The following is a 22,393-nucleotide window of genomic DNA, read 5'->3' on the forward strand; positions in this document are numbered from 1 at the left end:
CCTATGCCAGTTCTTGTCGCTCATACTATGTAGGTCTTGAACAGCCATCATGATTATGTCTTACGTTATGCTCGCGGAAACATTTACCACGGACACTGAACCTTCGGTTCACTGCCTGATTGTTGAAAAATCGGCGCGCTGAGTTGCGTTACTTACTCTCGGAGAGCGTGATGTCCTTGTCCATTGCGGACGCAGCACCCATCGCACCCGGCGGCTGGTAGTCGATCCGGTCGTACCAGAACAGCTCACCCTTCGGGTGGTAGAGGTTGATGAAGCCGATGTCCTCCCAGTTGGCCTCTTCGAGGGCGACGTATGCCTCGTCGCGTGCGGCGGCAGCCTCCTCGGTCGTCGCCTTGTTATCGAGGACAGTCTGCCACGCATCGGTCGCCTTCTGCGAAGCGTCGCCGGTTTCTTCGCTCCAGTCGAGATACGAAACCGGGGTCGACTCGCCACCGATGATGGTGTCTGCCGGGTTCAGAAGCTGGAGGAAGTTGCTCGCTTCTGGGTAGTCGGCACCCCATCCGAGCGTGTACAGTTCGAGGTTACCCTGACGACCGCGCTGGGTCAGCGTCGCGAACGGCGCTTCCTCGATCTTCATGTTGATGTGAACGCTCGCAAGCTGGTCGCGGAGAATCTTCGCCATCGCCGACCAGGTTGCCGACTTGTACTGCGTCCATTGCAGCGTGTACTTGTTGTCCTTGTTGTACCCTTCTGCTTCCATGATCTCGCGGGCCTTGTCGAGGCGAGACTCGTTGATGCCGTATGGGTACTTTTCTTCGGCGTGCTTGTCGTAGGCGCTGGAGCCACCGGGGTAGATTGCCGGTGGGGTGAGGTGGAACGCGGAGCGACCGCGGTTCTTGAAGACCTCGCTCACGATGACTTCGCGGTTAACTGCGTATGCGACGGCTTTGCGGACCGGCTTCGGCACGTTGGACATGCTAAAGCCGATGTAGTAGGTCGTGAGTTCGGAGATTGCCGAGTAGTTCAGGGTATCACCGTTACGAACCGGGCCGTAGCTACCGAGTTCACGGCCGACATCGTCGGTCTCTTCGACGTTCACAAGACTGGGGTCGTACTTCGGCGTCGGAATTGCGAACGCGTCGGCATTCTTCTCCATCGTGTACGTCCATTTGGCGTCGGTGTCTTCGATGATCTGCCAGTGGACGCCGTCGTTTTTGACTTCGCCGCCGAAGTAGTCGTCGTACTTGACGATGTCGACAGACGTACCCTGTTCCCACTTTTCGAGCTTGTACGGACCACAACCGACCGGGTTCTTGGTTGCGAACTCCGTGTACTCCATCTCGCCGTCGTAGCCTTCGACGTCGCCGACGATGTTCTCGGGGTGAATCGAGAAGACACCGTATGCGAGCATGCCGAGCGTGGACGCGAATGGCGAAGAGAGCTTGACCTTTACCGTCTTTTCGTCGACCTTTTCGACACCCAGGGTGCCGGGCTTGTACGTCTCCACTTCTTCGCCCTCGCCGTTGGTCGTCGTCTCGGTTTCGTGGACGACACTGAGAGTGTCGAGCAGGAAACTCGCACGGCGAGTGTGCTCGGAGCCAGCGAGGCGTTCCCAGGAGTAGATGACGTCGTCTGCGGTGACCGTAGAGCCGTCGTGGAAGGTCGCATCGTTCAGCGTGAACGTGTACTCGGTCCCGTCCTCAGAGACAGAGTAGTCAGATGCGAGGAGGGCTTCGGTGCGCGCTTCGCCCTTCGGGTAGTGGACGAGCGCCTGGTGGATGTTCGTGACGACGTGGTTCGACGCTTCGTCCGTCATCGCGACGGGGTCCAGAGTCGTAACCGTCGAGTTGATGTACTTGAGGATGTCTCCCTCGGTCTCCCCACCGCCAGTCTGTTCCGTTCCGGTCTCGGAATCGGTGGTCTCTGTTCCTTCGCTACCATCGCCGCCGGTACAACCGGCGAGGGCAGCGGCCGTAGCAGCCCCACCCGTTGCCTTCAGGAAACGGCGACGCGAGAGTTTGTTAGTGTCTGGCATTCGAAACCACGTTCCGAGCCCTTTTGGATAAACTTACCGTATTCGATTTGTTTGATAGGGTGTATCGTGGAAGATGGTAGTCCCCACTTAAACGGCGAATTCTGCCAAGAGAGGTAATCTCCCGTTCATTTTACTTTTTAAACCAGTTTTTGAGACGACAGAATCGAGGGACCGAATCGACCTCTCCGACTGTGGTTTCGGGCAACTTATATAGGGGTGACACTATGTATCATACATGACGCCGGATGCGACGGCTTCCGTCGACGACTCGGGCGCCGAGGTTATGGCCTCGGTGGATCGTACCCAGACGGGCCAGCGTCTTATTATCGCGGATATCTCCCGCGACGACGCGTGGCTCGCTGCAGACGTAGCCGACGCACTCGCACTCGACAACTGGCGATAATCGCCCCGGCCTTTTCGACGACCTCGCCGGCCTCACCAACCGGCGACTGAGACCATTCACATTTTAGTCCGACTCACTCGTGAGACATTGCATGAACGCTCGAGCGGTGACGGTGAGCGAGGAGTACCTCGCGAGCCTCGAACACGGGGCAGACTGGCGCGAAGAGATAGAGGAGTTCTGTGCCCGAGAGGACATCGAGTCCGCGTGGTTCAACGCCATGGGTGCCGTTCAGGACGCCGAAATCTGGTTCTACGACCAGACGGACCAGGAGTACCAGTCTGTCACGTTCGACGAACCACTCGAAGTCGCCACCTGCGTCGGTAACGTTTCGCTTCTCGACGGCGAACCGTTCGCACACACGCACGCGGTACTCTCTCGCCGAAGCGGGCAGTCGCTCGCGGGTCACCTCGACTCGGCGACCGTCTTCGCCGGTGAAGTGTATCTCCGTGCGTTCGACGAGCCACTCGAACGTGAACACGACAACGTAACCGACCTCGACCTCTGGTTGTAGACGTGCGAGAGGAGGATTCCCAGTACTTCGAGCGCATCGAAGACCGACTCGACGAGGCATTCGACCTCGCCCGCACCGCGAAGGCGACGGGATACGACCCAAAGACCGACGTCGAGATTCCGGTCGCAAAGGACATGGCCGACCGCGTCGAGAACATTCTCGGTATCGATGGGGTCGCAGCACGCGTCCGTGAACTCGAAGGCGAAATGTCTCGCGAAGAAGCCGCACTCGAACTCGTGACCGACTTCGTCGACGGCAACGTCGGCGATTACGACTCCCGCGAGGGCAAAGTCGAGGGCGCGGTTCGAACTGCCGTTGCCCTCCTCACCGAGGGTGTGGTCGCTGCTCCCATCGAGGGAATCGACCGCGTGGAGATTCTCGAAAACGACGACGGAACCGAGTTCGTCAACGTCTACTACGCCGGTCCGATTCGCTCTGCGGGCGGGACCGCACAGGCGCTTTCCGTGCTCGTCGCCGACTACGCCCGGTCGCTGCTTGGTATCGACGAGTACAAAGCGCGAACCGACGAGGTCGAACGTTACGTCGAGGAAATCAATCTCTACGACAAGGAAACCGGGCTTCAGTACTCGCCGAAGGACAAGGAAACCCGATTTATCGCCGAGAACATGCCCATCATGCTCGACGGCGAGGCGACCGGCGACGAGGAAGTCTCGGGGTTCCGCGACCTCGAACGCGTCGACACCAACTCCTCCCGCGGCGGGATGTGTCTCGTTATGGCCGAGGGGATTGCTCTCAAGGCCCCGAAGATTCAGCGCTACACCCGCCAACTCGACGAGGTCGACTGGCCGTGGCTTCAGGACCTCATCGACGGCACCATCGGGAAAGATAGCGACGAAGATGGGAAAGCCGACGAACCGTCCGACGACGAGGACGGTGAGAACGAAACCGAATCTGATGCCGAAGCCGAATCGGACGCCGACGAAGACGCGGATTCGGACGCCCCGAACGGCCCGACTCGCGTCGAACCCGCGACGAAGTTCCTCCGCGATCTCATCGCGGGCCGTCCGGTCTTCGGCCACCCCTCGGCCCCCGGTGGCTTCCGACTCCGCTACGGCCGCGCCCGTAACCACGGATTCGCAACCGCAGGCGTCCATCCCGCGACGATGCACATCGTCGACGACTTCATCGCTACGGGGACGCAAATCAAGACCGAACGCCCCGGCAAAGCCGGTGGTGTCGTCCCCGTCGACTCCATCGAGGGGCCGACGGTCAGACTCGCCAACGGCGACGTTCGTCGCATCGACGACCCCGAGGAGGCCGAAGAACTGCAAAACGGGGTCGAGAAAATCATCGACCTCGGCGAGTACCTCGTCAACTTCGGCGAATTCGTTGAGAACAACCACCCGCTTGCGCCGGCCTCGTACGTCTTCGAGTGGTGGATTCAGGACTTCGAGGCGACCGACGCTAACGTGCAGGCGCTTCGAGACGACCCGACCGTCGACCTCGAAGACCCGAATGTCGAAGAGGCCCTCTCGTGGGCGACCGAGTTCGACGCGCCGCTGCATCCGAAGTTCACCTACCTCTGGCACGACATCTCGGTCGAGCAGTTCGACGCGCTCGCCGACGCCGTCGCTGCCGGTGACATCGCCGCTGCCGAAGTGGACGGCGGAACCACTTCGGCGCTCCAAGCCGACAACGAACCTGAACGTGGCGAAGAAGGAACGCTCGTTCTCGAACATACGCCCGAAATCCGCGAAGCGCTCGAACACCTTCTTGTCGAGCACCGACAGACGGACGAGACGCTTCGGGTTCCCATCTGGCGACCGCTCGCCTGTTCTCTCGGTTTGACCGACGACCGAGAGCGAACGTGGGAACTTGCTGACCTCCCGGACCGCGTCCGTGAGTGGGACGACGGCGACAACGCCACCGAGGCGGTAAACGAAGTCGCACCCTTCACTGTCCGCGAACGCGCACCGACCCGTATCGGAAACCGGATGGGCCGTCCGGAGAAGTCCGAGCGCCGCGACCTTTCGCCAGCGGTTCACACACTATTCCCCATCGGCGAGGCTGGCGGCAGCCAACGCGACGTGGGCGATGCCGCCCGACACCGCGGTGAGTCGGGAAAGCGCGGTGAAATCTCGGTTCGCCTCGGCAGACGCAAGTGCCCCGATTGCGGTGCGTTCGGCTTCAAATCCAAGTGCTCTGACTGCGGCGGCCACACTCAACCGCACTACGAGTGCGACGACTGCGGCACCGTCATCGAACCCGACGAATCCGGTCGCGTCTACTGTGACCGCTGTGAGTGGGAAGTCGAAAGCGCCGCGTGGCAGGAAATCGACCTGAACACCGAGTACCGAAACGCCCTCGAACGCGTCGGCGAACGTGAAGCGTCGTTCAAGATTCTGAAGGGTGTCAAGGGACTTACGTCTGCGAACAAGACGCCCGAACCAATCGAGAAAGGCATCCTCCGGGCGAAACACGACGTGTCGTCGTTCAAAGACGGAACCGTCCGCTACGACATGACTGACCTTCCGGTCACCGCCGTTCGCCCCGAAGAACTCGACGTGACGGCCGACCACTTCCGCGAACTCGGCTACGAGACCGACATCGACGGCGAACCCCTCCGGTTCGACGACCAACTGGTCGAACTCAAAGTACAGGATATCGTCCTCTCGACGGGCGCGGCGGAACACATGATGCAGACCGCCGACTTCGTCGACGACCTCTTAGAGCAGTTCTACGGGGTCGACCGCTTCTACGAAATCGAAGAGCGAGACGACCTCATCGGCGAACTCGTCTTCGGGATGGCCCCGCACACGTCCGCGGCCGTCGTCGGCAGAGTTGTCGGATTCACGACTGCCGCCGTCGGGTATGCCCATCCGTACTTCCACGCCGCGAAACGCCGGAATTGCTTCCACCCAGATACCACAGTCTGGTACAAGGACGAAGCCGATTGTTGGCACTATGACGACATCCGGACGTTGGTCGAAGACCGTCTCAACGACCCAGAGACAGGCGACTTCGGAACGCTGGTACAGGAACTCGACGGCGAGGTATACGTTCCGTCTCTCACTCGGGATGGACATGAGACTGTCAAAACAGTCGAAGCGGTATCCAAGCACGTCGCCCCCGACCAACTCGTCCGAGTCGAGACTCGTGCTGGAAGGGAACTGACTGTCACTCCCGACCACACGATGATTCGGGCCAATGACAACGATTTCGAGCGTGTTCCGGCCCACGAACTCTCCGTCGGTGACGATGTTCCGTCGCCGAAGTCGATGGAAATCGAGGCTGAACCAGTAGAGATTGACTTACTCGCCGAATTCTTGGCTGGTGATTCGATACCGCCAGAGGATCTAATGGTTCGTGGGCTCAGAAAAGAACGTATCAAGACGCTCTTTGACGCGAATACAGCAGATACGGGGTATCTAAAACCAACCGCCGAGCTACTCGAGTGCAGTGATTCGACAGTCTACAATTGGGTTTCTCGTGACAGTGTTCCTGCCTCGGTGTTTGTCGAGCTACTTGGTGATGTTGTCGCTGTCGTCGAAACACTTCCGAGCGACATCTCGTTGGGGGTTCGACGCGATACCGCGACTGTCTCTCGAACGCTCGAAATCGACGAAGAGTTCGGAACTGTTCTCGGGTACTACGCCGCGGAAGGGTTCACGAGAGCAGACCCGGGGAGCTTCTACCAGACGACTATTTGCATCCCTGATGAAATCGCCCGCGACCAGATCACCGAAACACTGCACGAGACGTTAGGGGTCGAAGCGTTCGAGGAGAACGAGTGGAAGCTCACGATATCCAGTCGTCTCATCAAATCCTTGTTCGCGGATATCCTTGAGCTGGGGGCACGAGCGAGAGACAAGCAGATTCCGGACACAATTCTGTCTGGACCGAGTACGGTGCTTCGGTCGTTCCTCGCAGCGTACTTCTCGGGTGATGGTAGTGCCTCTCGTGACCGTGTGGAAATTCGTGCACACACCGTGAGCGACGATCTCAAACGAGATCTCGTTGCTGCCCTCAAGCGGTTCGGAATTGCTGCGAAGACCTACTCTGAGCGACGGGTTCCCCAGTCTGGTGCGGTTGCGGAATTCTACGATGCCGTCCCCGAATTCGACTCGTGGGTACTCAAAATCACGTCGGAGAATGCACTTCGGTTCGCCGACAAAATTGGGTTCCACCTCCCACGGAAGGAAACAACACTCTCGAACGCAATCGACAATATCGACGTTCGGACCCAACGCCTCTTGTCTGACGGTGGAGAGATATGGCTTGACGAGGTCGTGTCTACTGAATACGTCGAAAGTGATATCGAACACACGTACTGTCTTACTGTCGAAGAGACGAACTCTCTCGTTGCTAACGACCTATACGTCGGGCAATGCGACGGTGACGAAGATTGTGTGATGCTCCTCATGGACGGTCTTCTCAACTTCTCGAAAGAATATCTCCCCGACAAACGTGGCGGGCAGATGGACGCACCCCTCGTGATGTCCTCGCGCATCGACCCCTCGGAAATCGACGACGAGGCGCACAACATGGACATCGTCCGGCAGTACCCGCGGGAGTTCTACGAAGCGACGCTCCGGATGGAAGACCCGGACGACTGGGAAGACGAAGTCACCATCGCCGAGGAGTACCTCGGAACCGACCGCGAGTACACCGGGTTCGACCACACCCACGACACGACCGACATTGCCGCCGGTCCGGACCTGTCGGCCTACAAGACCCTCGGGTCGATGATGGACAAGATGGACGCGCAGTTGTTCCTCGCACGGAAGCTTCGCGCCGTCGACGAAACCGACGTGGCCGAGCGCGTCATCGAGTACCACTTCCTGCCGGACCTTATCGGGAACCTCCGCGCCTTCTCGCGACAGGAGACGCGGTGTCTCGACTGCGGTGAAAAGTACCGTCGGATGCCCCTCACTGGCGAATGCCGCGAGTGTGGCGGCCGAGTGAACCTCACGGTCCACCAGGGTTCCGTGAACAAGTACATGGATACGGCGATTCAGGTGGCAGATGAGTTCGACTGCCGCGATTACACCAAACAGCGCCTCGAAGTGCTCAAAACAAAGCTCGAATCTATCTTCGAGAACGACAAAAACAAACAGTCCGGCATCGCGGACTTCATGTAGCCTTCGGCGCTGCGGTTTTTCCTTCAGGTTTTCGAGCCGAGTGGTTTGACCACTCGGCGCAGAAAAAGTGGGTGCAGAACGACAAAAACAAACAGTCCGGCATCGCGGACTTCATGTAACTCGTCGGGTCTTGCGACTTTGAATTCGCGTCAGCGCTGTGTTGGCCTCAACGCGAATCCGCCGACAGCAACGACGGACATCGTACCTTCGAGCGAAACCCCCGTCGTAGATGCCCTGTAAAGCCTGGCCTTAGCCTCCATATCTGTGATTTGGTGTACCTATCTACGATTCTATTCTACATAATCATACACTAAGGTCTTCCTGTGAGCACTAGCAGATATATGTATACTTCTCGTGCGCGCGCGATCATACCGGTCTGTAGAGGTTTCAGAAGATTGACAATCACTATGTAGAGACTTCTTTCGTTACACTGTATCGACCGTAGCGGAGAAAGGAGTCAAATCAAAATGAGGACAAGTATGGTTTGGCAACTACTGGTTGCGGCTCTGGGAATGGCATCCTTGATACAGGATGTACGTGACGAACACTACGATATATGCCGTCGCAAGTAACTCGGTAACTAGCGACCGGTGGAAAACAGTGATTATCACGATTAGGAGGGGGCCGATTAACAGGAGTGAGTCGAATACTCGATCCTCAGCACCGGATTCGAGGATATGCGAGATGATAGGTACGTTACTTGGGTTCATGAATACAGCCCTCCGCGATGGAAGATCGTTCGGAGTGTAACCAGTACCGGAATGATTTCGAGTCGCCCAATCCACATATGAAAGAGGAACACGACTTTCCCGACCGGTGGGAGTGATTCTGGTCCCGTAATACCCGACGAGAGCCCCACGTTCCCCTGTGCGCTGGCCACCTCAAATACGACATTAGCGAGCGAATACTCTGCGGATGGAAGCGTGAGCAGCAAGACGAAGGTACCAACGACCAGGAACGTAATCCAGAGGACGACGATAATGGCTGCCTCCATGAATTCACGGCTGGCCTCTTCATCATTCAGTCGCCGTCCGTTGATCCCCAGTCGCCGAATTGCAGTCTGAGGATAGAAGACATCCGCGATTTGATACCGGATTCCCTTCACGAGCGTCAGTCCACGGATGAGTTTAATGCCGCCCACGGTTGACCCAGCTGCACCACCGACGAACATCCCGAACGTGACCGTGAGTTGGGCGTACGCTGGCCACCGGCCGAGTGCGACATTGGTCGCATCGACGGCCGTTTGGAATCCTGTACAGGTGGCAGCCGAGACGAACTGAAACAGTCCATAGCGCAAGGCGTCAAACGGGGTTTCATAGGGGCCACCGAAGTACAGGAAACTCCACAGCAACGCAGACCCGATGCTCATATAGATGAATACCCACCGCGTCTGGAGGTCCGAGTAGAAGTTCCGCAGGTCGCCTTGGAGGATGAGATAGTGCACCGGAAACGCGATGCTCCCCAGCAGCATAATCGGAACCAACACGAAATCAATCACGGCGCTGTCGTAGGTCGCAATCGAGTTATCCGTAATCGAGAAGCCGCCGGTCGAAAGGCCGGTCATGGCGTGATTGATCGCCCCCCAAATCGGCATTCCAGCCAGCCACAGCGCGAGAATGGACACGAAAGTGAATAGGGTGAAAATCCACCATATCGTCCGGACCGTCGAGACGATGCTCGGGTGAATCTTCTCGGAGCGCGCCTCGCTTTCGTAGAGCGTCAACGAACCGCTACCGGGACGTGAGAGGACCGCCGTCGTCAAGACTATCACACCGACGCCGCCGACCCATTCGCTAAATGTCCGCCACCACTGGAGCGTGCGCGGAAGCACCTCCTCGTTATCAGTCATCGTGAGTCCGGTGCCGGTGAATCCACTCATACTCTCGAAGATGGCGTTGAGTGGCTCGGTGAACGCTGCAAGCGTCGCCGTCTGGTCAGGCGTTGTGAATCCCGGCACGCCGAGATGAATGCTCCACGCGATCAGCAGGAATGGGAGTGAACCAAAGACACCCACTGAAAACCACCCCAACGCGGCCACGACCATCCCGTGGAGCCGACCAGGGTCCTCGGCGTTTCTGAACCGACGATAGAGTAACCGCCCGATTCCCAGCGGAATAATGGCCGAGATGAGCAGAGCCGGGAGCGCATAATATTCTCCCCAGATGACCGGAACGACGAGCGAGACCAGCATCAACCCACCAAGCGCCTCCAAGATGCGACCGAGGTCTCGGCCGACTGTTGCTACGGACCCGTTCATACGTTCCCCGCGTTTACGATCAGACCTTCAACGATTGTACCGGTGCTCAACATAGTCTGCTCACTCGATGTGGTCTTCATAGTGGCCGAAGATGTCCGTAATCTCCGGATCAGCGCCGACACTAGAGTACACAGTCAGCAGATCGCCTTCCTTGATAGTCGTGTTTCCCCGAGGAGTGATCGGGTGGTCATTCCCTTGGCGTTCGATTGCCACGACGAGCATATCGCCGGTAAGGATGTCCGTCTGTACGGCTTCCTCAAGTGTCTTCCCCGCGACCGGCGCGTCCTCAGTGACCCTAATCTCGAAGACTTCGGCCTCCTCGCCAATGCGCATATAGTCAACAATCGCTGGACGGGCCACGGCTCGATACAGATACTCGGCGATGAGTTGCTGGGGGTTCTCCATCGTATTCACGCCAATCTGCTCGAACAGCCCCATATGCTCGGGATTGTGGACGACAGAAAGAATCGCGGGAACCTCGAATTCCTTCGCAAGGAGGCAGGTCATCACGTTTGTTGCGTCTTGGTCAGTCGTCGAGATGAGCGCATCAGCCCGCTCAGCGCCAGCATCAGCTAATATCTCCTTCGTAGTCGCGTCAGCGTTCAGTACTAGACAGTCAAACTGGTCCGCGGCTTGATTCGCGCGTTTTTCATCACGTTCGATGACGACCACCTCGTTGCCTGACTGCGTCGCAATATCGATGAGGGGTGTCCCAATATCCCCAGCACCGATAATGATGATGTACATAGTGATTACACCTCCAGTCTCCGCAGCAGAGCTTCACGAATCGACATTGGTGATTCCTCCGGTCCGCGTGCCATCACGACGGTCTGCTCCACTTCCGCGCCGACTTTCTCCGGGAGCGACCCGAATACTGCCTGGGAAATCGCTCCCGACCGTGTCGCACCGATACAGATTGTGTCGTACCCCGTGGCAGCTTCGAGTATCGCCTGCTCAGTATCCTCAGCAACCGTCACTTTGGAATCGTATGACATATATTCGATTCCAGCGCGTTCGGCTAACTCGTCAATCACTGCCTCACCACGCTCGGTGGGGGAGACGTCCTCGTCACTATCGGGTTCCGGAGACTGCACGTTAAGCACCGTCAGCGATGCGTCATCCGCGGCCGCAGCGACGAGTTCAGCCGCACGTCGTGCAGCAACCGGTGCGTGTGGTCCCTTACCGGCAAGGACCATGATGTCTCCTTTGCCGCGTCCATCCTCTGGTCCGAGTTTCACGAGGGTCGCATCACACGGTGCGCGCCCCACAACGGGGTCGATCGTCGACCCAAGGACGTGCTCACGCCGGCTTCGGGTACCCTTCCAGCCGAGAAGGACGTGATCCACGTTTTCCTCTTCGATCACGTCCAGGATGATAGACCCAGTGTCACGACCGACGATTGCCCGAGTCCGAAGTCCGATTTCGAGATCAGAGGCGATATCGCGAGCAGAGTCCAGCAGCTCCTGTTGCCGTTCGACTCGCTCCTCCTCGAAGGTGAGATCCTGAGAGAGTGAGGTCTGACGAGGGACCTCGATAACGTTCACGGCAATCACTTCAGCGTGTTCGTCTTCGTGGGCGTGTGCGCTGGCCGCAGCCATCCGGAGGAGATCCCGTTCAGTCTCCGGATTCGCGACCGGGACAACCACACGATATCGTCCTTCCCCGTCCGCCATCGTAGCTGGTTCGGGTGCGATAGCTTCGCCGACGAGGCTTTCACTCAGTGCCCGTTCTCGGGCGTACAGGTAGTACCATACGACACCGAACGCGATGAGGACAGTCCCGATGGCACCAACTGGCGTTGGAGTAACCGGGAGAACGAGATCTACCGACCCAACCGCTACAATAGTCGGAACGAATTCAACTGACATTTGTACGAGGACAGCTAAGCAAGCTACCATTCCGACTACCGGTACGATTGGATATAGGGCCGAAGGAATCTGGAACGCAGGGTCGTACGTCTCTGGGTTCGCCCGGCGCAATACGACGACAGTTACGTGAACGAGGGCGTACGTCACGAGGTACATAAAGCTCGCCACTTCCGCGAGCGTTCCAATCCCTACGCCGATAGCGATCAGTACGAGGGTGATAATACCGGTTGCTGTGATCGCTCGATATGGTGTTCGGAACCGCTCGTGGACCTCGTTGAGCCAGTTGACGAGAATTCGGTCCCGGCCCATCGCGAAATTGACGCGGGCAGCCGACAGGATGCTCGCGTTTGCACTCGATACGGTCGCGAGGACAGCACCGACAATCATCGCTAATGCCCCGATCGACCCCATGAACTCGGTCGCCACGTCGGCAACCGGAATCGGCGACGCTGTGAGGACATCAATCGAGAGCGTCCCTGTCGACACGAACATAACACCGACGTACATCAGCGTCGGCGTTACCACCGACGCGATCATCGCTAGCGGAAGGTTCCGACTCGGATTCTTGATTTCTTCAGCGCTGGTCGCGATAACCTCAAATCCGATGAACGTCACGTAGACAGTCCCAATCGTCGCTGCAACAGCCGGCCAACCGTTTGGATTGAACTCCTGAATGGTGGGTCCACTAATGATACCAAGACTGAGGAACGCAACGATGAGGCCAACGAGTGTGAGGACGATAACGTTCTGAAGCGAGCCGGTTTCCTTGACCCCGTAGTAGTTGACGCCGGTCAAGATTGCTGCCATCACGAGCGCAGCAACGGTAATCCCGATTTGGCCCCAGCCAGCGAGGAAGCCTACGTACTTTCCGAGTCCTGGAAGCAGATACTGGCCGAAGCCGATCATGTAGAACGCCGAAGCGAACGTCAGTCCAGCCCACATCCCCCAACCGACGATACTCCCGAAGAACGGCCCGAGCGCGCGATTGACGTAGTAGTAGCTGCCGCCAGCTTTCGGCATCCCTGTTGCCAGCTCCGAAAGCGAGAGCGCTGCTAACAACGAAACCAGGCCCCCAGCGAAGAACGAAATCATACTGGCGGGACCGGCCTGCTCGGCAGCGATGCTCGGGAGAACGAAAATTCCTGCCCCGATCATCGTCCCCAGACCAATAGTGTAGGCCTCGAGGAAGCCGAGGTCGCGGGCGAGTTCTTGCTCGGTCTCACTCATAGAATACTACCTCTGCCATCGTGCCCGTCGCTGCGTGTGTGCATATTCGAATACAACCCGACTATCATTCGTTTTCGGTCTCGGGGAGGGCGATTACCGGACGCTCAGCATCCGTAACCAGCTTGAGAGCAGTGTCACCAGACAGGAACTGTACGAGCCGACTCCCGCCTCGGGGACGAAACGCGATAGCGCTGGCTCCCACATCTGCTGCGACATCAATGATGGCTGCAACGACATCTCTGCGGTAGGCAACTTCTGAATCTGCCTCCGGGATGATTTCCCGAAACGCAGTAAATGAGTCCGCAGCTTGTTGTTCAGCCTGTTCGACGGGGATCTTGTCAGGAGCTCCCTTCCCCTTCTCAATTACGTGAACGACAGTTACCCGGTCGTATTCATAGTTCTCGAGTATCTGCGCCGTTTCACGTGCATCTTCTTCGTTCGCAACCGGGACAACGAGATGTTTGGTAAGTGACTCAGACATAACTTAGTCCTCCGTCTCAGGTCGATCGACGTGTTCACTGCCACAATGGGGGCAGATAGATGCATCCTTGTCCAGATGTCCACCGCAAGACCCACACCGGATTTGCTCCGAGTTATGGACATCGCCGAGATACGCCCAGTGTAAGGATTCCGTTCCATCCACGTGAGGTTCCCGGCGAACGTGATAGAGTGCGACACGGTCCGTATTGACGCCAGGAGAATCCGGATTCGGAGGATGCTTCCGCACGAGCGCGTATGCGCCGTGGTCCTCTATTTTGAGGACCTCTCCAGTAGCAGTCGCCTCGATTTCCTCTTCGATTGGGTTGCGAAGAGCTTGGATACGGTACTCAACGTACGAGAGCATGGATTTCAATTCAGGGAGCGCCAGCGAATCGATCCGCTGAATTAGCGCATCGGAGAGGTTATTCGGTGGCACCGGATTTTCAGTTGAGTCCCCCATAATCTCACCACCTGCTTACAGACGTATGGCAATCATCTGGTTCACGGAGTGAATCACCCCAGAAACGCCACCCGTACACTTTCGACACATCCGATACCGAGGCAGCAAGTCGATCGACGGTCGTGCTCTCTGAGTTGTTCAGTAGAGCTGTAACGAAGGTGAATAGTGAAGTCATACACGGAACGATATCGTGAACGAATAAATAATTGCCGTCTTTTCAAACGAATCCGTAGAATACCCACTATTACATTTTCTAATCGTTTATCTGGGTTATTGGCGTGTCTACTGCTGATTTACGCGTGGTTCAATGATACAGGCTCTGTCGGTTTTTGCAGAGCAGTCAGAGAATCAAACGGATGACTCATAGTAACTTAAAAACACTTGTGGTTCCAATATAATGGCATAAATATGTCACTTCAGATCGATACAGTCGACGAACAGATCCTGTATTATCTGTCGCAGGAGGCCCGGCACACATCTGCGCCCGATATCGCTGAGCAGGTCGATGTCTCAGCACCGACCGTGCGGAATCGGATTCGACGACTTGAGGAAGCGGGGGTAATCCAGGGCTACCATGCTGATGTCAATTATCAGAAAGTAGGCGGACGGCTCACAAACCAGTACGTCTGTACTACTGGGAACCGAGACCGAGAGGAGATGGCCCAGCGCGTTCTCGATGTTCCGGGCGTGATTAACGTCCGGGAAATCATGTCCGGCAAAGGCGACCTTCGGATTACGGTCGTCGGGACGGACACCGATGATCTCACGCGAATCGCACAGGGAATCACATCACTCGGCATCGAAATCAACGACGAGGATTTGGTCCATCGGGAATATTTCCGCCCCTATGCCCCATTCGGTCCCCGAGATGAAAAACTGGCTTCCCCAGTCGCAGGCGTCGCGGGTCTGGCCGGGGACGCTGATGTCGTTGAAGTCATTGTCAGAGAACAGGCCCCTATCGCGGGGAAAACGCTCCAAGAAGCGAACGAGGAGGGCCTCATTCCCTCCGGTGTGCTGGTCGTCCGAATCAACCGTGACGAGGGAAGCATTACGCCGACTGGAGAGACGCTGATCAAGGAGAGCGATTTCGTCACGATTCATTCGCGGTCGGGTGTCACTGAAGTGACGCTCGAAGCGTTTACCGGGAAGTGAGTAGAGACTCGAATATTTGGTGGGATAGACGAAGCAGTACAACGAACCCTCAGTTCGTATGTCGTCATCCAAACGCCGAATCTATGGTGCCACAAGTTCGGTTTGTCCGGGTAATGCATGTCTTGCTTTGACACGATTTAGCGCGAATGGGCCACGTCTGCTGATTCTCCACTCGAACAACATCCCACGCACCTTGCCGGTAGGCACGCGTCAGAACCCTATCTCCGAGACTCTGGAGATAGTCCTCTAACTCCTTTAAGCCAAAAATATCTATTTGAATAGTTACCACAGGTACTGTCCAGTTAAGCCAGTTTGAGAAGTGAGCAGATCGTTGAGTTAGTTTGGAATGCTGCTCGCAGACTTGCTCAGCGAGTGCTTTGCGGCGGATTTAGAAGAAACGTGGGAGCGCGAGCGGACGGCGACGTTGACGAGACGCGAAGCGTCTCGTTCGCACACCAGAAATCTCTGATTTCTGGGGACGTCCCAAACTCACGGTGCGAGTTTGTGGGCTCGAAAGACACAAGCGTCTTTCGAACGTGACGAGACGCAACGCGTCTCCTTCGCATCTCGCAGAATCTCCGATTCTGCGGACACCCTCAGGTTGTTCGCCGTCCAACTTCACGCGACCGGCTGTTCATTGAGAGAAACAAAACAAATTCTTCACTCTCTCGGCGTTGAACGCTCTCATCAAGCTGTTTGGCAATGGGTACATCGACTGGCTGACAGCGGACACAACCCGCTTGAGGCAACGCCGAAGCGGATTGCGGTCGACGAGACCGGTCAAAATCAATGGCGAGTGGTCTTGGTTGTACGCTGCAATAGACATCGAGACGAAGCTGATTCTTGACGTCGAATTGTTTGGACGACATGGGACTGACCCGGCTGCTGCGTTTCTCCACCGACTCTCGGAGAAACACGATCTCTCAGATGCTGTATTTCTCGTTGATGGCTACGGATATCAGATTGCCCTCTCTCGATTAGGATTGAGCGGTCGACTTGACTACGTCGAGCGAAACCTCATCGAAAAGTGGTTTCACACCCTCAAAATGCGAGTCGACCGCTTCCATAATTCGTGGGTGGGCAGTCACGGAAGCGTTCGGGAGTGGTTCATACAATTTGCGCAATACTATAACTTTCACCGACCGCATCAAGCGCTCAATGGACGAACTCCGGTTGAGGGGGGTCACTAACTAGACAGTGCCGCACCACCAATTGGTACTCCAGTAGTATAATAACACTTAGCCACTACTCGATTAACCATAAATAATGGGGATCAATGGTCCAGCCTATAGCGTCATCTATCCTAGTGACCTAGATGCCGAGACCGAGATCGAAGTCGCTTGGACCGTCGTGCAGAGGATACTCCCAACGGCAGACAGCGCAGTCTTGCAGCTCGATCTTGATGTCCTTCCGGACGAGGATAGGGACTTCGTTACGAGCGTCCGAAATGGGGCCCGCTCTATTGAGGACGGACTATACTACCTCGCTCCGGACGATCCGGAGCTACTCCATCGGATAGTTACCTTCGGTTCACCGTATCGAAACGTCGTCCTCGAGTGGCTGGAACTCCGCTGTGACGATGAGTGTTTACTCAACTACGTCCCCGATCACGGAATACTCGAAATCGATGTAACGGCCGTGGAGGGCTTGGAGGAGATCAACAACGAGCTCGAACGTAGTGGTGCTGCGGTGGTCTCGGAACAGTCGGTCCCCGCATGGCAGGAGAACGGCGCTCAGGTCTCAATCGAACCGCCGTCGGTGTGCGTCGGACGCGATGCGGTGTCCAGCCGAACCTGTTTCTCGCTGGCCGATGTCGATAGCGTTGCGGTCGATCACAATCCCCGAACGATTGAACTGTCGTGGGAGAACAAAGGTGGGTCGCTGCCGCAGCGTGCTATCGGCGCTGTATTCGAGCGGTTAGGCGACGACCGTCCGGGACAGGTCACGTTTGCGTCTGAAACGGAGTGGCAAGCAGCGGTCTCGTTGTTCGAATCGCTCCCAGATGTCACTGTAAATCGGCATTCCGTCGAGTAACCACCCGGCGACTCACCGATGACCTGGTGAGTTGGCTTGGACCGAGACATCTGGTCTCCTTGGTTGTGACCGCCGGGGACATTCGTCCGTCAGGACGGCTGAGGGGACGGCTCACCCGTCGCTCGTCTGCGGTGAGCCGCAGGGCTTGCGTTCTGGGCGCAACTTCGAGTGTTTCCAAGGACATCTCTCTCGGCTGACTGGGGCTTGCTGTATAGGACTCAACAGACACTCCTCAGATGCGTCTACATCCCCCGAGATTGGTTGTAGCCGCGTCCCGAAAACGTGGTGATGCCACGTCCCTTATATTTTATATAGCGAAATTCAATTCATTATTTATGCCCGTGGCGTTCTGACTGTTCCCTCAACTGTTTGCCCCGGATTTGAACAGCGGGCGAGAGCCATTCGATTTTATCGGGTTGCGTGCCCAATGTTCACACATGGCTGAGAGCACACAGCCGACGGTGGGAATGACGGTGTACGCCGAAGATGGAACAGAACTCGGCAGTGTCCGGGGGTTCAACGAGGACGGGTTCTTCGTCACGACCCGCGAGGGGATTGCCGAGATGTCCATCGAGCACGAACGCGCCGGTCACGAGTTCGGGGAGGCCGAGTTAATGTGGCGATGCAGTGACTGCGGTGAGATGGGTGACATCGATGAACTTCCGGATTCGTGTCCGAACTGCGGCACGGAGCGCGAGGCGCTCTACTACTGGATTGAAGACTGACCAACCGCGGTGCTGACCACAGTCTCATCCGACACGGACCGCCGCAACCACGAGACTCCCCGATTTTTGTCGCCTCACGAGTACAGGTAGCTATGCGAATCCTCGTCTTCGGCGCGGGCAGTCTCGGCACCCTCGTCGGCGGGCTTCTGGCGTCCGTTCACGACGTGACGCTCGTCGCCCGCGACCGACACGCCACACGAGTCTCGAAGACCGGTCTCGACATCGTCGGTGCCGAGTCCGCACACGCCTCACCGGCCGCCACGACAGCCGAAACGGGCCACGACGCCGACCTCGCGATTGTCACTGTCAAATCGTTCGACACAGCGGCGGCGGCCGAGGCACTCGCCGATTGCGACGCCGATGCCATCCTCTCACTCCAAAACGGTCTCACCGAAGAGATGCTCGCCTCCCGACTCGAAGCTCCCGTCCTCGCCGGGACAGCGACCTACGGTGCTCGACTCGTCGCCCCCGGGCGAGTGGAGTGTACTGGCGTCGGCCGCGTCGTCTTAGGTGCTCTCGACGGCGGAACTTCTCCCCTCGCAGAGCGGGTCGGGAAAGCGTTCCGCGATGCGAACATCAATACGCTCGTCGCCGCGGATATGCCCCGCCGCCGCTGGGAGAAACTCGCGGTGAACGCCGGCATCAACGCTGTTACCGCGCTCTCGCGGGTCGAAAACGGCTGCCTTGCGGCCAACGAGGCGAGCGAGCTTACCCACCGGGCCGCCCGCGAGACCGCCCGAGTCGCCCGATTAGAGGGCGTTCGGCTCCCGAACCGCGTCGCTCGTGCGGCGATTGACCGGGTCATCGAAAAGACAGCCGCAAACCGTTCTTCGATGCTGCAGGACGTGGAATCGGGCAAACGAACCGAAGTCGATGCCATCAACGGTGCGGTGGTCGATATCGCCGCCGAACACGATTTCGAGGTTCCGACGAACCGGACGCTCGCGGCGCTCTTGCGGGCGTGGGAGCGCGGAGAAGGGCTTCGGTAGGACGGAAACGCAGACAGGCCGCTATTCGAGATATCCGAGGTCGCGGAGTCGCTCTTGTGCTTCGTCGTCCATCTGGTCGACCGAGCCGTCCGAAACGTCGGTGTCGAGCGCGTCGGTCCACGCGCCGCCGATGGCGTCTTCGAATTCACTGAGTGCGCGCTCCGTCTCGGCGATGGCTTCGTCGTCCGACGTGGCGAGGTTCTCTGTCTCTTCTGGGTCCGTGTCGATGCGGTACGCTTCGTCTGGAATCCGGTCGATTCGGGTGTACTTGGCATCGACTCGCCGGGCCGAGCGCATCCGGGAGTAGAACCGCGAATCCTCCGGGAGGACGATGCCTGCGCCCGATGCCTTCTCCTCTAATTGTTTGAGTTCGACAACGGGACGAGAGTACTCGACGAAGGCGTATTCGCCGTCTCGTCGCTGTCCGGGGTCGTCGTTCGTCGCCTTGGCGAAGTCGCGGTAGTCCGCGGACAGAAGCGACCGCGTGCGGTCGAGACCGACCACGTTGTCGCCGGGGCTGGCGGGTTCGCCACCCTCCACACCGAGCGAGTCGAGGACCGTGTGGTAGAGGTCGACCAGTTCGACCTGTTCTTCGTGTCGCCCCGTGCCGAGTGTGGGGTGTTTGACGATGAGCGGGACGTTGATGAGCGGGTCGTACAGACAGAACTCGTGGCCGTACAGGCCGTGTTCGCCGTGGAGTTCGCCGTGGTCGGCACAGACGACGACCATGGTGTCGTCCCACTGGTCGGTCTCTTTCAGGTAGTCGAACAACCGCGTGAGTTGGTCGTCGATATGGGCGATTTCGGCGTCGTAGAGGCCGCGGATGGCTTCCCACTCGTCGGACTCTATCTCGTAGGCACCGGCGTTGTACTCTTTTGAGTTCTGGCACACTTCGGTCGAGTCGACACCCGATGCGAACTCCGCTTTGTACTCCTCCGGTGGGTGGTACGGGAGGTGTGCGTCCATGAGGTTGATGAACGCGAAGAACTCCTCGGAGTCGTCGATGAAGTCGATAGTTTCGTCGATGACAGTGGGCGTTTTCGAGTCCGCCCCGTCGCCGCCGGCGAGATACTCGTGGGCGGTGTTGCCGAGGCTGACGAGTTTGTCGGCGAGCGCCCGGAGTGTGTCGCTGTCGTTCATGGTCTTCCAGGCCTTCGCCAGCGGGCCGGAGAGGAAGTCCCCCGGCATGACCTCGAAGAAGTTATCCTGTTGCTCGAATCCGTCAGTCAGGTGCGTATAGGGCGTAATCCACGCGTTCGAGGAGTAACACGCTGTGTCGTAGCCGGCCGCCGAGAGCGTCTCGGCGAGCGTGGTGACGCCTTCGAGGTAGGGGTTTTCTTGGTCAGCACCGTGCTGACTCGGGTACATCCCAGTAAAAAGCGAGGCGTGAACCGGGAGGGTCCACGGTGCGGGTGCAACGGCCTGTTCGAACACGGTCGCCTCTTCGGCGAACCGTTCGAGGCCCGGCGTCGTCGGGCGGTCGTAGCCGTACGGGGTGAGATGGTCCTTTCGGACCGTGTCCATGACGACGAAGAGGACGTTCTCGGGCGACTCGGTCATACCCGTGGGTGTGCAGTAGTCGCCGATAAAAGTCCTGTTCTCGGATGCGTGCCGAGAGAAAAATCCCGAAAAGACGCCCTAGAACGGGGCCTGCGGACCTTGGTCGTCTTCGATGTCGGTCGTGTCGTCGCTGGTGTCGCCGGGGAACGACGGACTGGTGCCGCCACGACTCTCGCCGCCCATGTCTCCGTCCATGCCGGTGTCGGCGTGGACTTCGTTGATTTCGGGGATTTCCTTGACCATGCGGGTCTTGATAGCCTGAATCGTCATCGGCGAGATACCGCACCCGGAGCAAGCGCCACCGAGGAGAACCGTCACTTCGCCGGTCTCGCGGTCCAGGTCGCGGATGGCCGCGCTGCCACCGTGCATCTGGATCTGCGGGAAGTTCCGACGGAGGAAGTTCACAACACGCTCTTTGAGGTCGTCCTCGCCGTCCTGCGTCTCCGTGCTCATGGACGCGGCTTCGGGGTGAACGTGCTTAGGCCTTTGGTTCGGGGTTACGATTCGACGCCGAAGACCCGATGCAGTTCGCCCTCTATCTCGTCGAGATACCGTTCGAGAACGGATTCGAGCTCGTCGTCGTCGATTTCGACGGCCGTAAGTCGTTCCGACGGATTCTCGGGGAGTTCGACGGTGAAGTCGCCGTCTTCGTAGAACGGCTCGGACTCGTTCAGAATCTGCTGGTCGATACCGTGGATGAGCGTCGAGTCGAACTCGTCGTTCATCGTCTCGAAGGCGTTCTTGTACGCGCGCTGGAGTTCGGGGAAGTAGTTGGCGTACTTGTCCTCGAACTTCTCCGGGTCGAAATCGGCCATACTCGGTGATTTCCCGTTGCCAGCAAAAAATCGGACGATTGGCCGGCGAGCCCTCCGCTCTCGGAGACCGCGTCTGATTGCGTCTTCTCTCGCCCGAGCCGATACTTATACTCTCGTTCCCACATATTATATGGTTTGTTAACTGAATGTGGTAATGCAATGGAATTAAAATCCAAAAGAAAGTACAAAATAAAATACAAACTAGGTTACAAAACGCAAACCCGTCCAATGTGTGAGGTGAGGTGATTCGCCGTGTCTCGTCAGTCTCCAACTGAGACGGCCGCGCAGTGGGGTCCTGTACTCCTTCGGCTCGCATTGGCTATACCCATGATTGTCTCTGGCGCTGGCAAAGTCCTCGCAGTCGGGCCAAAATCAATGGGAATCTCGAGTTTCGCGGGGTTCTTGGCGAGCCTCGGTGTTCCACTCCCCGCCGTTGCGGCGTGGGGTGTCGGTCTCGTCGAACTCGTCGGTGGATTCCTGTTGTTGGTTGGGTTGTTCGTTCGTATCACGGGTTCGTTGATTGCCATCATCATGTTCGTTGCGATGGTGGCAGTCCATCTCCCGAACGGATATCCCTCCTCTAGCGGCGGCATCGAATACACGCTCACGCTGGTCCTGCTCGCGCTCGCAGTCGTGTTGAGCGGACCGGGAGCGCTCTCACTCGAGCGCGCTCTCTTCGACGAAGAAGTACTCACATCTGGTACTGGGCGGTCGATGCGGGCGGACTGACCAGCGTCAGTCAGTCTTCCTGTGTAGATATTTTGGAAACCTTAACGACTCCGGTGAGCATCGGCTGTCCCCCCGAACTGTCTGT

General features: G+C 57.9%; 17 protein-coding genes and 2 pseudogenes. 10 read left to right on the top strand and 9 right to left on the bottom strand.

The window, feature by feature from the left end:
* Positions 1-148: 148 nt before the first annotated feature.
* Positions 149-1,996 carry an ABC transporter substrate-binding protein gene (locus HFX_RS00305; protein ID WP_004058710.1) on the bottom strand — a complete coding sequence of 616 codons (1,848 nt, stop codon included), beginning with the start codon at positions 1,994-1,996 and terminating at the stop codon, positions 149-151.
* Positions 1,997-2,231: 235 nt separating this feature from the next.
* On the opposite strand from HFX_RS00305, the gene HFX_RS19880 reads away from it, so the two are divergent.
* The 3 genes from HFX_RS19880 (at position 2,232) to HFX_RS00315 (ending at position 8,012) form a co-directional block, all read left to right on the top strand.
* Complete coding sequence (locus HFX_RS19880; RefSeq protein ID WP_004058707.1) at positions 2,232-2,399, top strand: DUF7556 family protein; 168 nt, start codon at positions 2,232-2,234, stop codon at positions 2,397-2,399.
* A 91-nt stretch (positions 2,400-2,490) separates the two neighbouring features.
* Positions 2,491-2,910: a PPC domain-containing DNA-binding protein gene (locus tag HFX_RS00310; RefSeq protein ID WP_004058705.1), complete on the top strand. Its 420-nt coding sequence runs from the start codon at positions 2,491-2,493 to the stop codon at positions 2,908-2,910.
* A gap of 2 nt (positions 2,911-2,912) precedes the next feature.
* The gene (locus HFX_RS00315; protein ID WP_004058703.1) at positions 2,913-8,012 is read left to right on the top strand and encodes a DNA polymerase II large subunit; all 5,100 of its coding nucleotides are present in this window, start codon (positions 2,913-2,915) and stop codon (positions 8,010-8,012) included.
* A 706-nt stretch (positions 8,013-8,718) separates the two neighbouring features.
* Here the strand turns inward: HFX_RS00315 and HFX_RS00325 are convergent.
* The 5 genes from HFX_RS00325 to HFX_RS19015 all read right to left on the bottom strand — a co-directional run bounded on the left by HFX_RS00325 (position 8,719) and on the right by HFX_RS19015 (position 14,304).
* Positions 8,719-10,269 carry a TrkH family potassium uptake protein gene (locus HFX_RS00325; protein ID WP_004058699.1) on the bottom strand — a complete coding sequence of 517 codons (1,551 nt, stop codon included), beginning with the start codon at positions 10,267-10,269 and terminating at the stop codon, positions 8,719-8,721.
* A 60-nt stretch (positions 10,270-10,329) separates the two neighbouring features.
* A complete protein-coding gene (locus HFX_RS00330; protein WP_004058697.1) occupies positions 10,330-11,016 on the bottom strand; it encodes a potassium channel family protein in 687 nt (228 codons plus the stop codon).
* A 5-nt stretch (positions 11,017-11,021) separates the two neighbouring features.
* Positions 11,022-13,364 carry an amino acid permease gene (locus HFX_RS00335; protein WP_004058694.1) on the bottom strand — a complete coding sequence of 781 codons (2,343 nt, stop codon included), beginning with the start codon at positions 13,362-13,364 and terminating at the stop codon, positions 11,022-11,024.
* Between the two features lie 64 nt (positions 13,365-13,428).
* Positions 13,429-13,845, bottom strand: coding sequence for a universal stress protein (locus tag HFX_RS00340; RefSeq protein WP_004058692.1), 417 nt, complete (start codon positions 13,843-13,845; stop codon positions 13,429-13,431).
* A 3-nt stretch (positions 13,846-13,848) separates the two neighbouring features.
* Positions 13,849-14,304, bottom strand: a complete 456-nt coding sequence (locus HFX_RS19015) for a zinc ribbon domain-containing protein (RefSeq protein WP_231512854.1) — start codon at positions 14,302-14,304, stop codon at positions 13,849-13,851.
* A 408-nt stretch (positions 14,305-14,712) separates the two neighbouring features.
* On the opposite strand from HFX_RS19015, the gene HFX_RS00350 reads away from it, so the two are divergent.
* The 6 genes and pseudogenes from HFX_RS00350 (at position 14,713) to HFX_RS00370 (ending at position 19,204) form a co-directional block, all read left to right on the top strand.
* Positions 14,713-15,456, top strand: coding sequence for an Lrp/AsnC family transcriptional regulator (locus tag HFX_RS00350; RefSeq protein ID WP_004058688.1), 744 nt, complete (start codon positions 14,713-14,715; stop codon positions 15,454-15,456).
* 346 nt (positions 15,457-15,802) lie between these two features.
* Positions 15,803-15,880: pseudogene (locus tag HFX_RS19555) on the top strand (IS6 family transposase); the annotation flags it as partial.
* 171 nt (positions 15,881-16,051) lie between these two features.
* A pseudogene (locus HFX_RS00355) lies at positions 16,052-16,646 on the top strand (IS6 family transposase); the annotation flags it as partial.
* Between the two features lie 76 nt (positions 16,647-16,722).
* The gene (locus tag HFX_RS00360) at positions 16,723-17,490 is read left to right on the top strand and encodes a hypothetical protein (protein WP_004058685.1); all 768 of its coding nucleotides are present in this window, start codon (positions 16,723-16,725) and stop codon (positions 17,488-17,490) included.
* Positions 17,491-17,927: 437 nt separating this feature from the next.
* Positions 17,928-18,215: a DUF7130 family rubredoxin-like protein gene (locus HFX_RS00365; RefSeq protein ID WP_014732036.1), complete on the top strand. Its 288-nt coding sequence runs from the start codon at positions 17,928-17,930 to the stop codon at positions 18,213-18,215.
* 92 nt (positions 18,216-18,307) lie between these two features.
* Positions 18,308-19,204: a ketopantoate reductase family protein gene (locus HFX_RS00370; RefSeq protein WP_004058675.1), complete on the top strand. Its 897-nt coding sequence runs from the start codon at positions 18,308-18,310 to the stop codon at positions 19,202-19,204.
* Positions 19,205-19,225: 21 nt separating this feature from the next.
* Here HFX_RS00370 and HFX_RS00375 read toward each other — a convergent pair whose 3' ends face one another.
* The 3 genes from HFX_RS00375 to HFX_RS00385 all read right to left on the bottom strand — a co-directional run bounded on the left by HFX_RS00375 (position 19,226) and on the right by HFX_RS00385 (position 21,579).
* Complete coding sequence (locus HFX_RS00375) at positions 19,226-20,764, bottom strand: sulfatase (protein WP_004058674.1); 1,539 nt, start codon at positions 20,762-20,764, stop codon at positions 19,226-19,228.
* Between the two features lie 78 nt (positions 20,765-20,842).
* Positions 20,843-21,217, bottom strand: a complete 375-nt coding sequence (locus HFX_RS00380) for a NifU family protein (RefSeq protein ID WP_004058673.1) — start codon at positions 21,215-21,217, stop codon at positions 20,843-20,845.
* A gap of 44 nt (positions 21,218-21,261) precedes the next feature.
* Positions 21,262-21,579, bottom strand: coding sequence for a DUF5783 family protein (locus tag HFX_RS00385; protein WP_004058672.1), 318 nt, complete (start codon positions 21,577-21,579; stop codon positions 21,262-21,264).
* Between the two features lie 327 nt (positions 21,580-21,906).
* On the opposite strand from HFX_RS00385, the gene HFX_RS00390 reads away from it, so the two are divergent.
* Complete coding sequence (locus tag HFX_RS00390) at positions 21,907-22,308, top strand: DoxX family protein (RefSeq protein ID WP_004058671.1); 402 nt, start codon at positions 21,907-21,909, stop codon at positions 22,306-22,308.
* Positions 22,309-22,393 lie beyond the last annotated feature (85 nt).

Origin of the sequence: Haloferax mediterranei ATCC 33500 (assembly GCF_000306765.2) — an archaeon.
GTDB classification, from domain to species: Archaea; Halobacteriota; Halobacteria; order Halobacteriales; family Haloferacaceae; genus Haloferax; species Haloferax mediterranei.

Excerpts from the sequence above, each read along its gene's own strand:
- HFX_RS00370 (WP_004058675.1), top strand. The coding sequence starts at position 18,308 with ATGCGAATCCTCGTCTTCGGCGCGGGCAGTCTCGGCACCCTCGTCGGC.
- HFX_RS00335 (WP_004058694.1), bottom strand. The coding sequence starts at position 13,364 with ATGAGTGAGACCGAGCAAGAACTCGCCCGCGACCTCGGCTTCCTCGAG.
- HFX_RS00385 (WP_004058672.1), bottom strand. The coding sequence starts at position 21,579 with ATGGCCGATTTCGACCCGGAGAAGTTCGAGGACAAGTACGCCAACTAC.
- HFX_RS00380 (WP_004058673.1), bottom strand. The coding sequence starts at position 21,217 with ATGAGCACGGAGACGCAGGACGGCGAGGACGACCTCAAAGAGCGTGTT.
- HFX_RS00305 (WP_004058710.1), bottom strand. The coding sequence starts at position 1,996 with ATGCCAGACACTAACAAACTCTCGCGTCGCCGTTTCCTGAAGGCAACG.
- HFX_RS19880 (WP_004058707.1), top strand. The coding sequence starts at position 2,232 with ATGACGCCGGATGCGACGGCTTCCGTCGACGACTCGGGCGCCGAGGTT.
- HFX_RS00390 (WP_004058671.1), top strand. The coding sequence starts at position 21,907 with ATGATTGTCTCTGGCGCTGGCAAAGTCCTCGCAGTCGGGCCAAAATCA.
- HFX_RS00375 (WP_004058674.1), bottom strand. The coding sequence starts at position 20,764 with ATGACCGAGTCGCCCGAGAACGTCCTCTTCGTCGTCATGGACACGGTC.
- HFX_RS00340 (WP_004058692.1), bottom strand. The coding sequence starts at position 13,845 with ATGTCTGAGTCACTTACCAAACATCTCGTTGTCCCGGTTGCGAACGAA.
- HFX_RS00350 (WP_004058688.1), top strand. The coding sequence starts at position 14,713 with ATGTCACTTCAGATCGATACAGTCGACGAACAGATCCTGTATTATCTG.
- HFX_RS00310 (WP_004058705.1), top strand. The coding sequence starts at position 2,491 with ATGAACGCTCGAGCGGTGACGGTGAGCGAGGAGTACCTCGCGAGCCTC.
- HFX_RS00365 (WP_014732036.1), top strand. The coding sequence starts at position 17,928 with ATGGCTGAGAGCACACAGCCGACGGTGGGAATGACGGTGTACGCCGAA.
- HFX_RS00360 (WP_004058685.1), top strand. The coding sequence starts at position 16,723 with ATGGGGATCAATGGTCCAGCCTATAGCGTCATCTATCCTAGTGACCTA.
- HFX_RS00330 (WP_004058697.1), bottom strand. The coding sequence starts at position 11,016 with ATGTACATCATCATTATCGGTGCTGGGGATATTGGGACACCCCTCATC.
- HFX_RS19015 (WP_231512854.1), bottom strand. The coding sequence starts at position 14,304 with ATGGGGGACTCAACTGAAAATCCGGTGCCACCGAATAACCTCTCCGAT.
- HFX_RS00325 (WP_004058699.1), bottom strand. The coding sequence starts at position 10,269 with ATGAACGGGTCCGTAGCAACAGTCGGCCGAGACCTCGGTCGCATCTTG.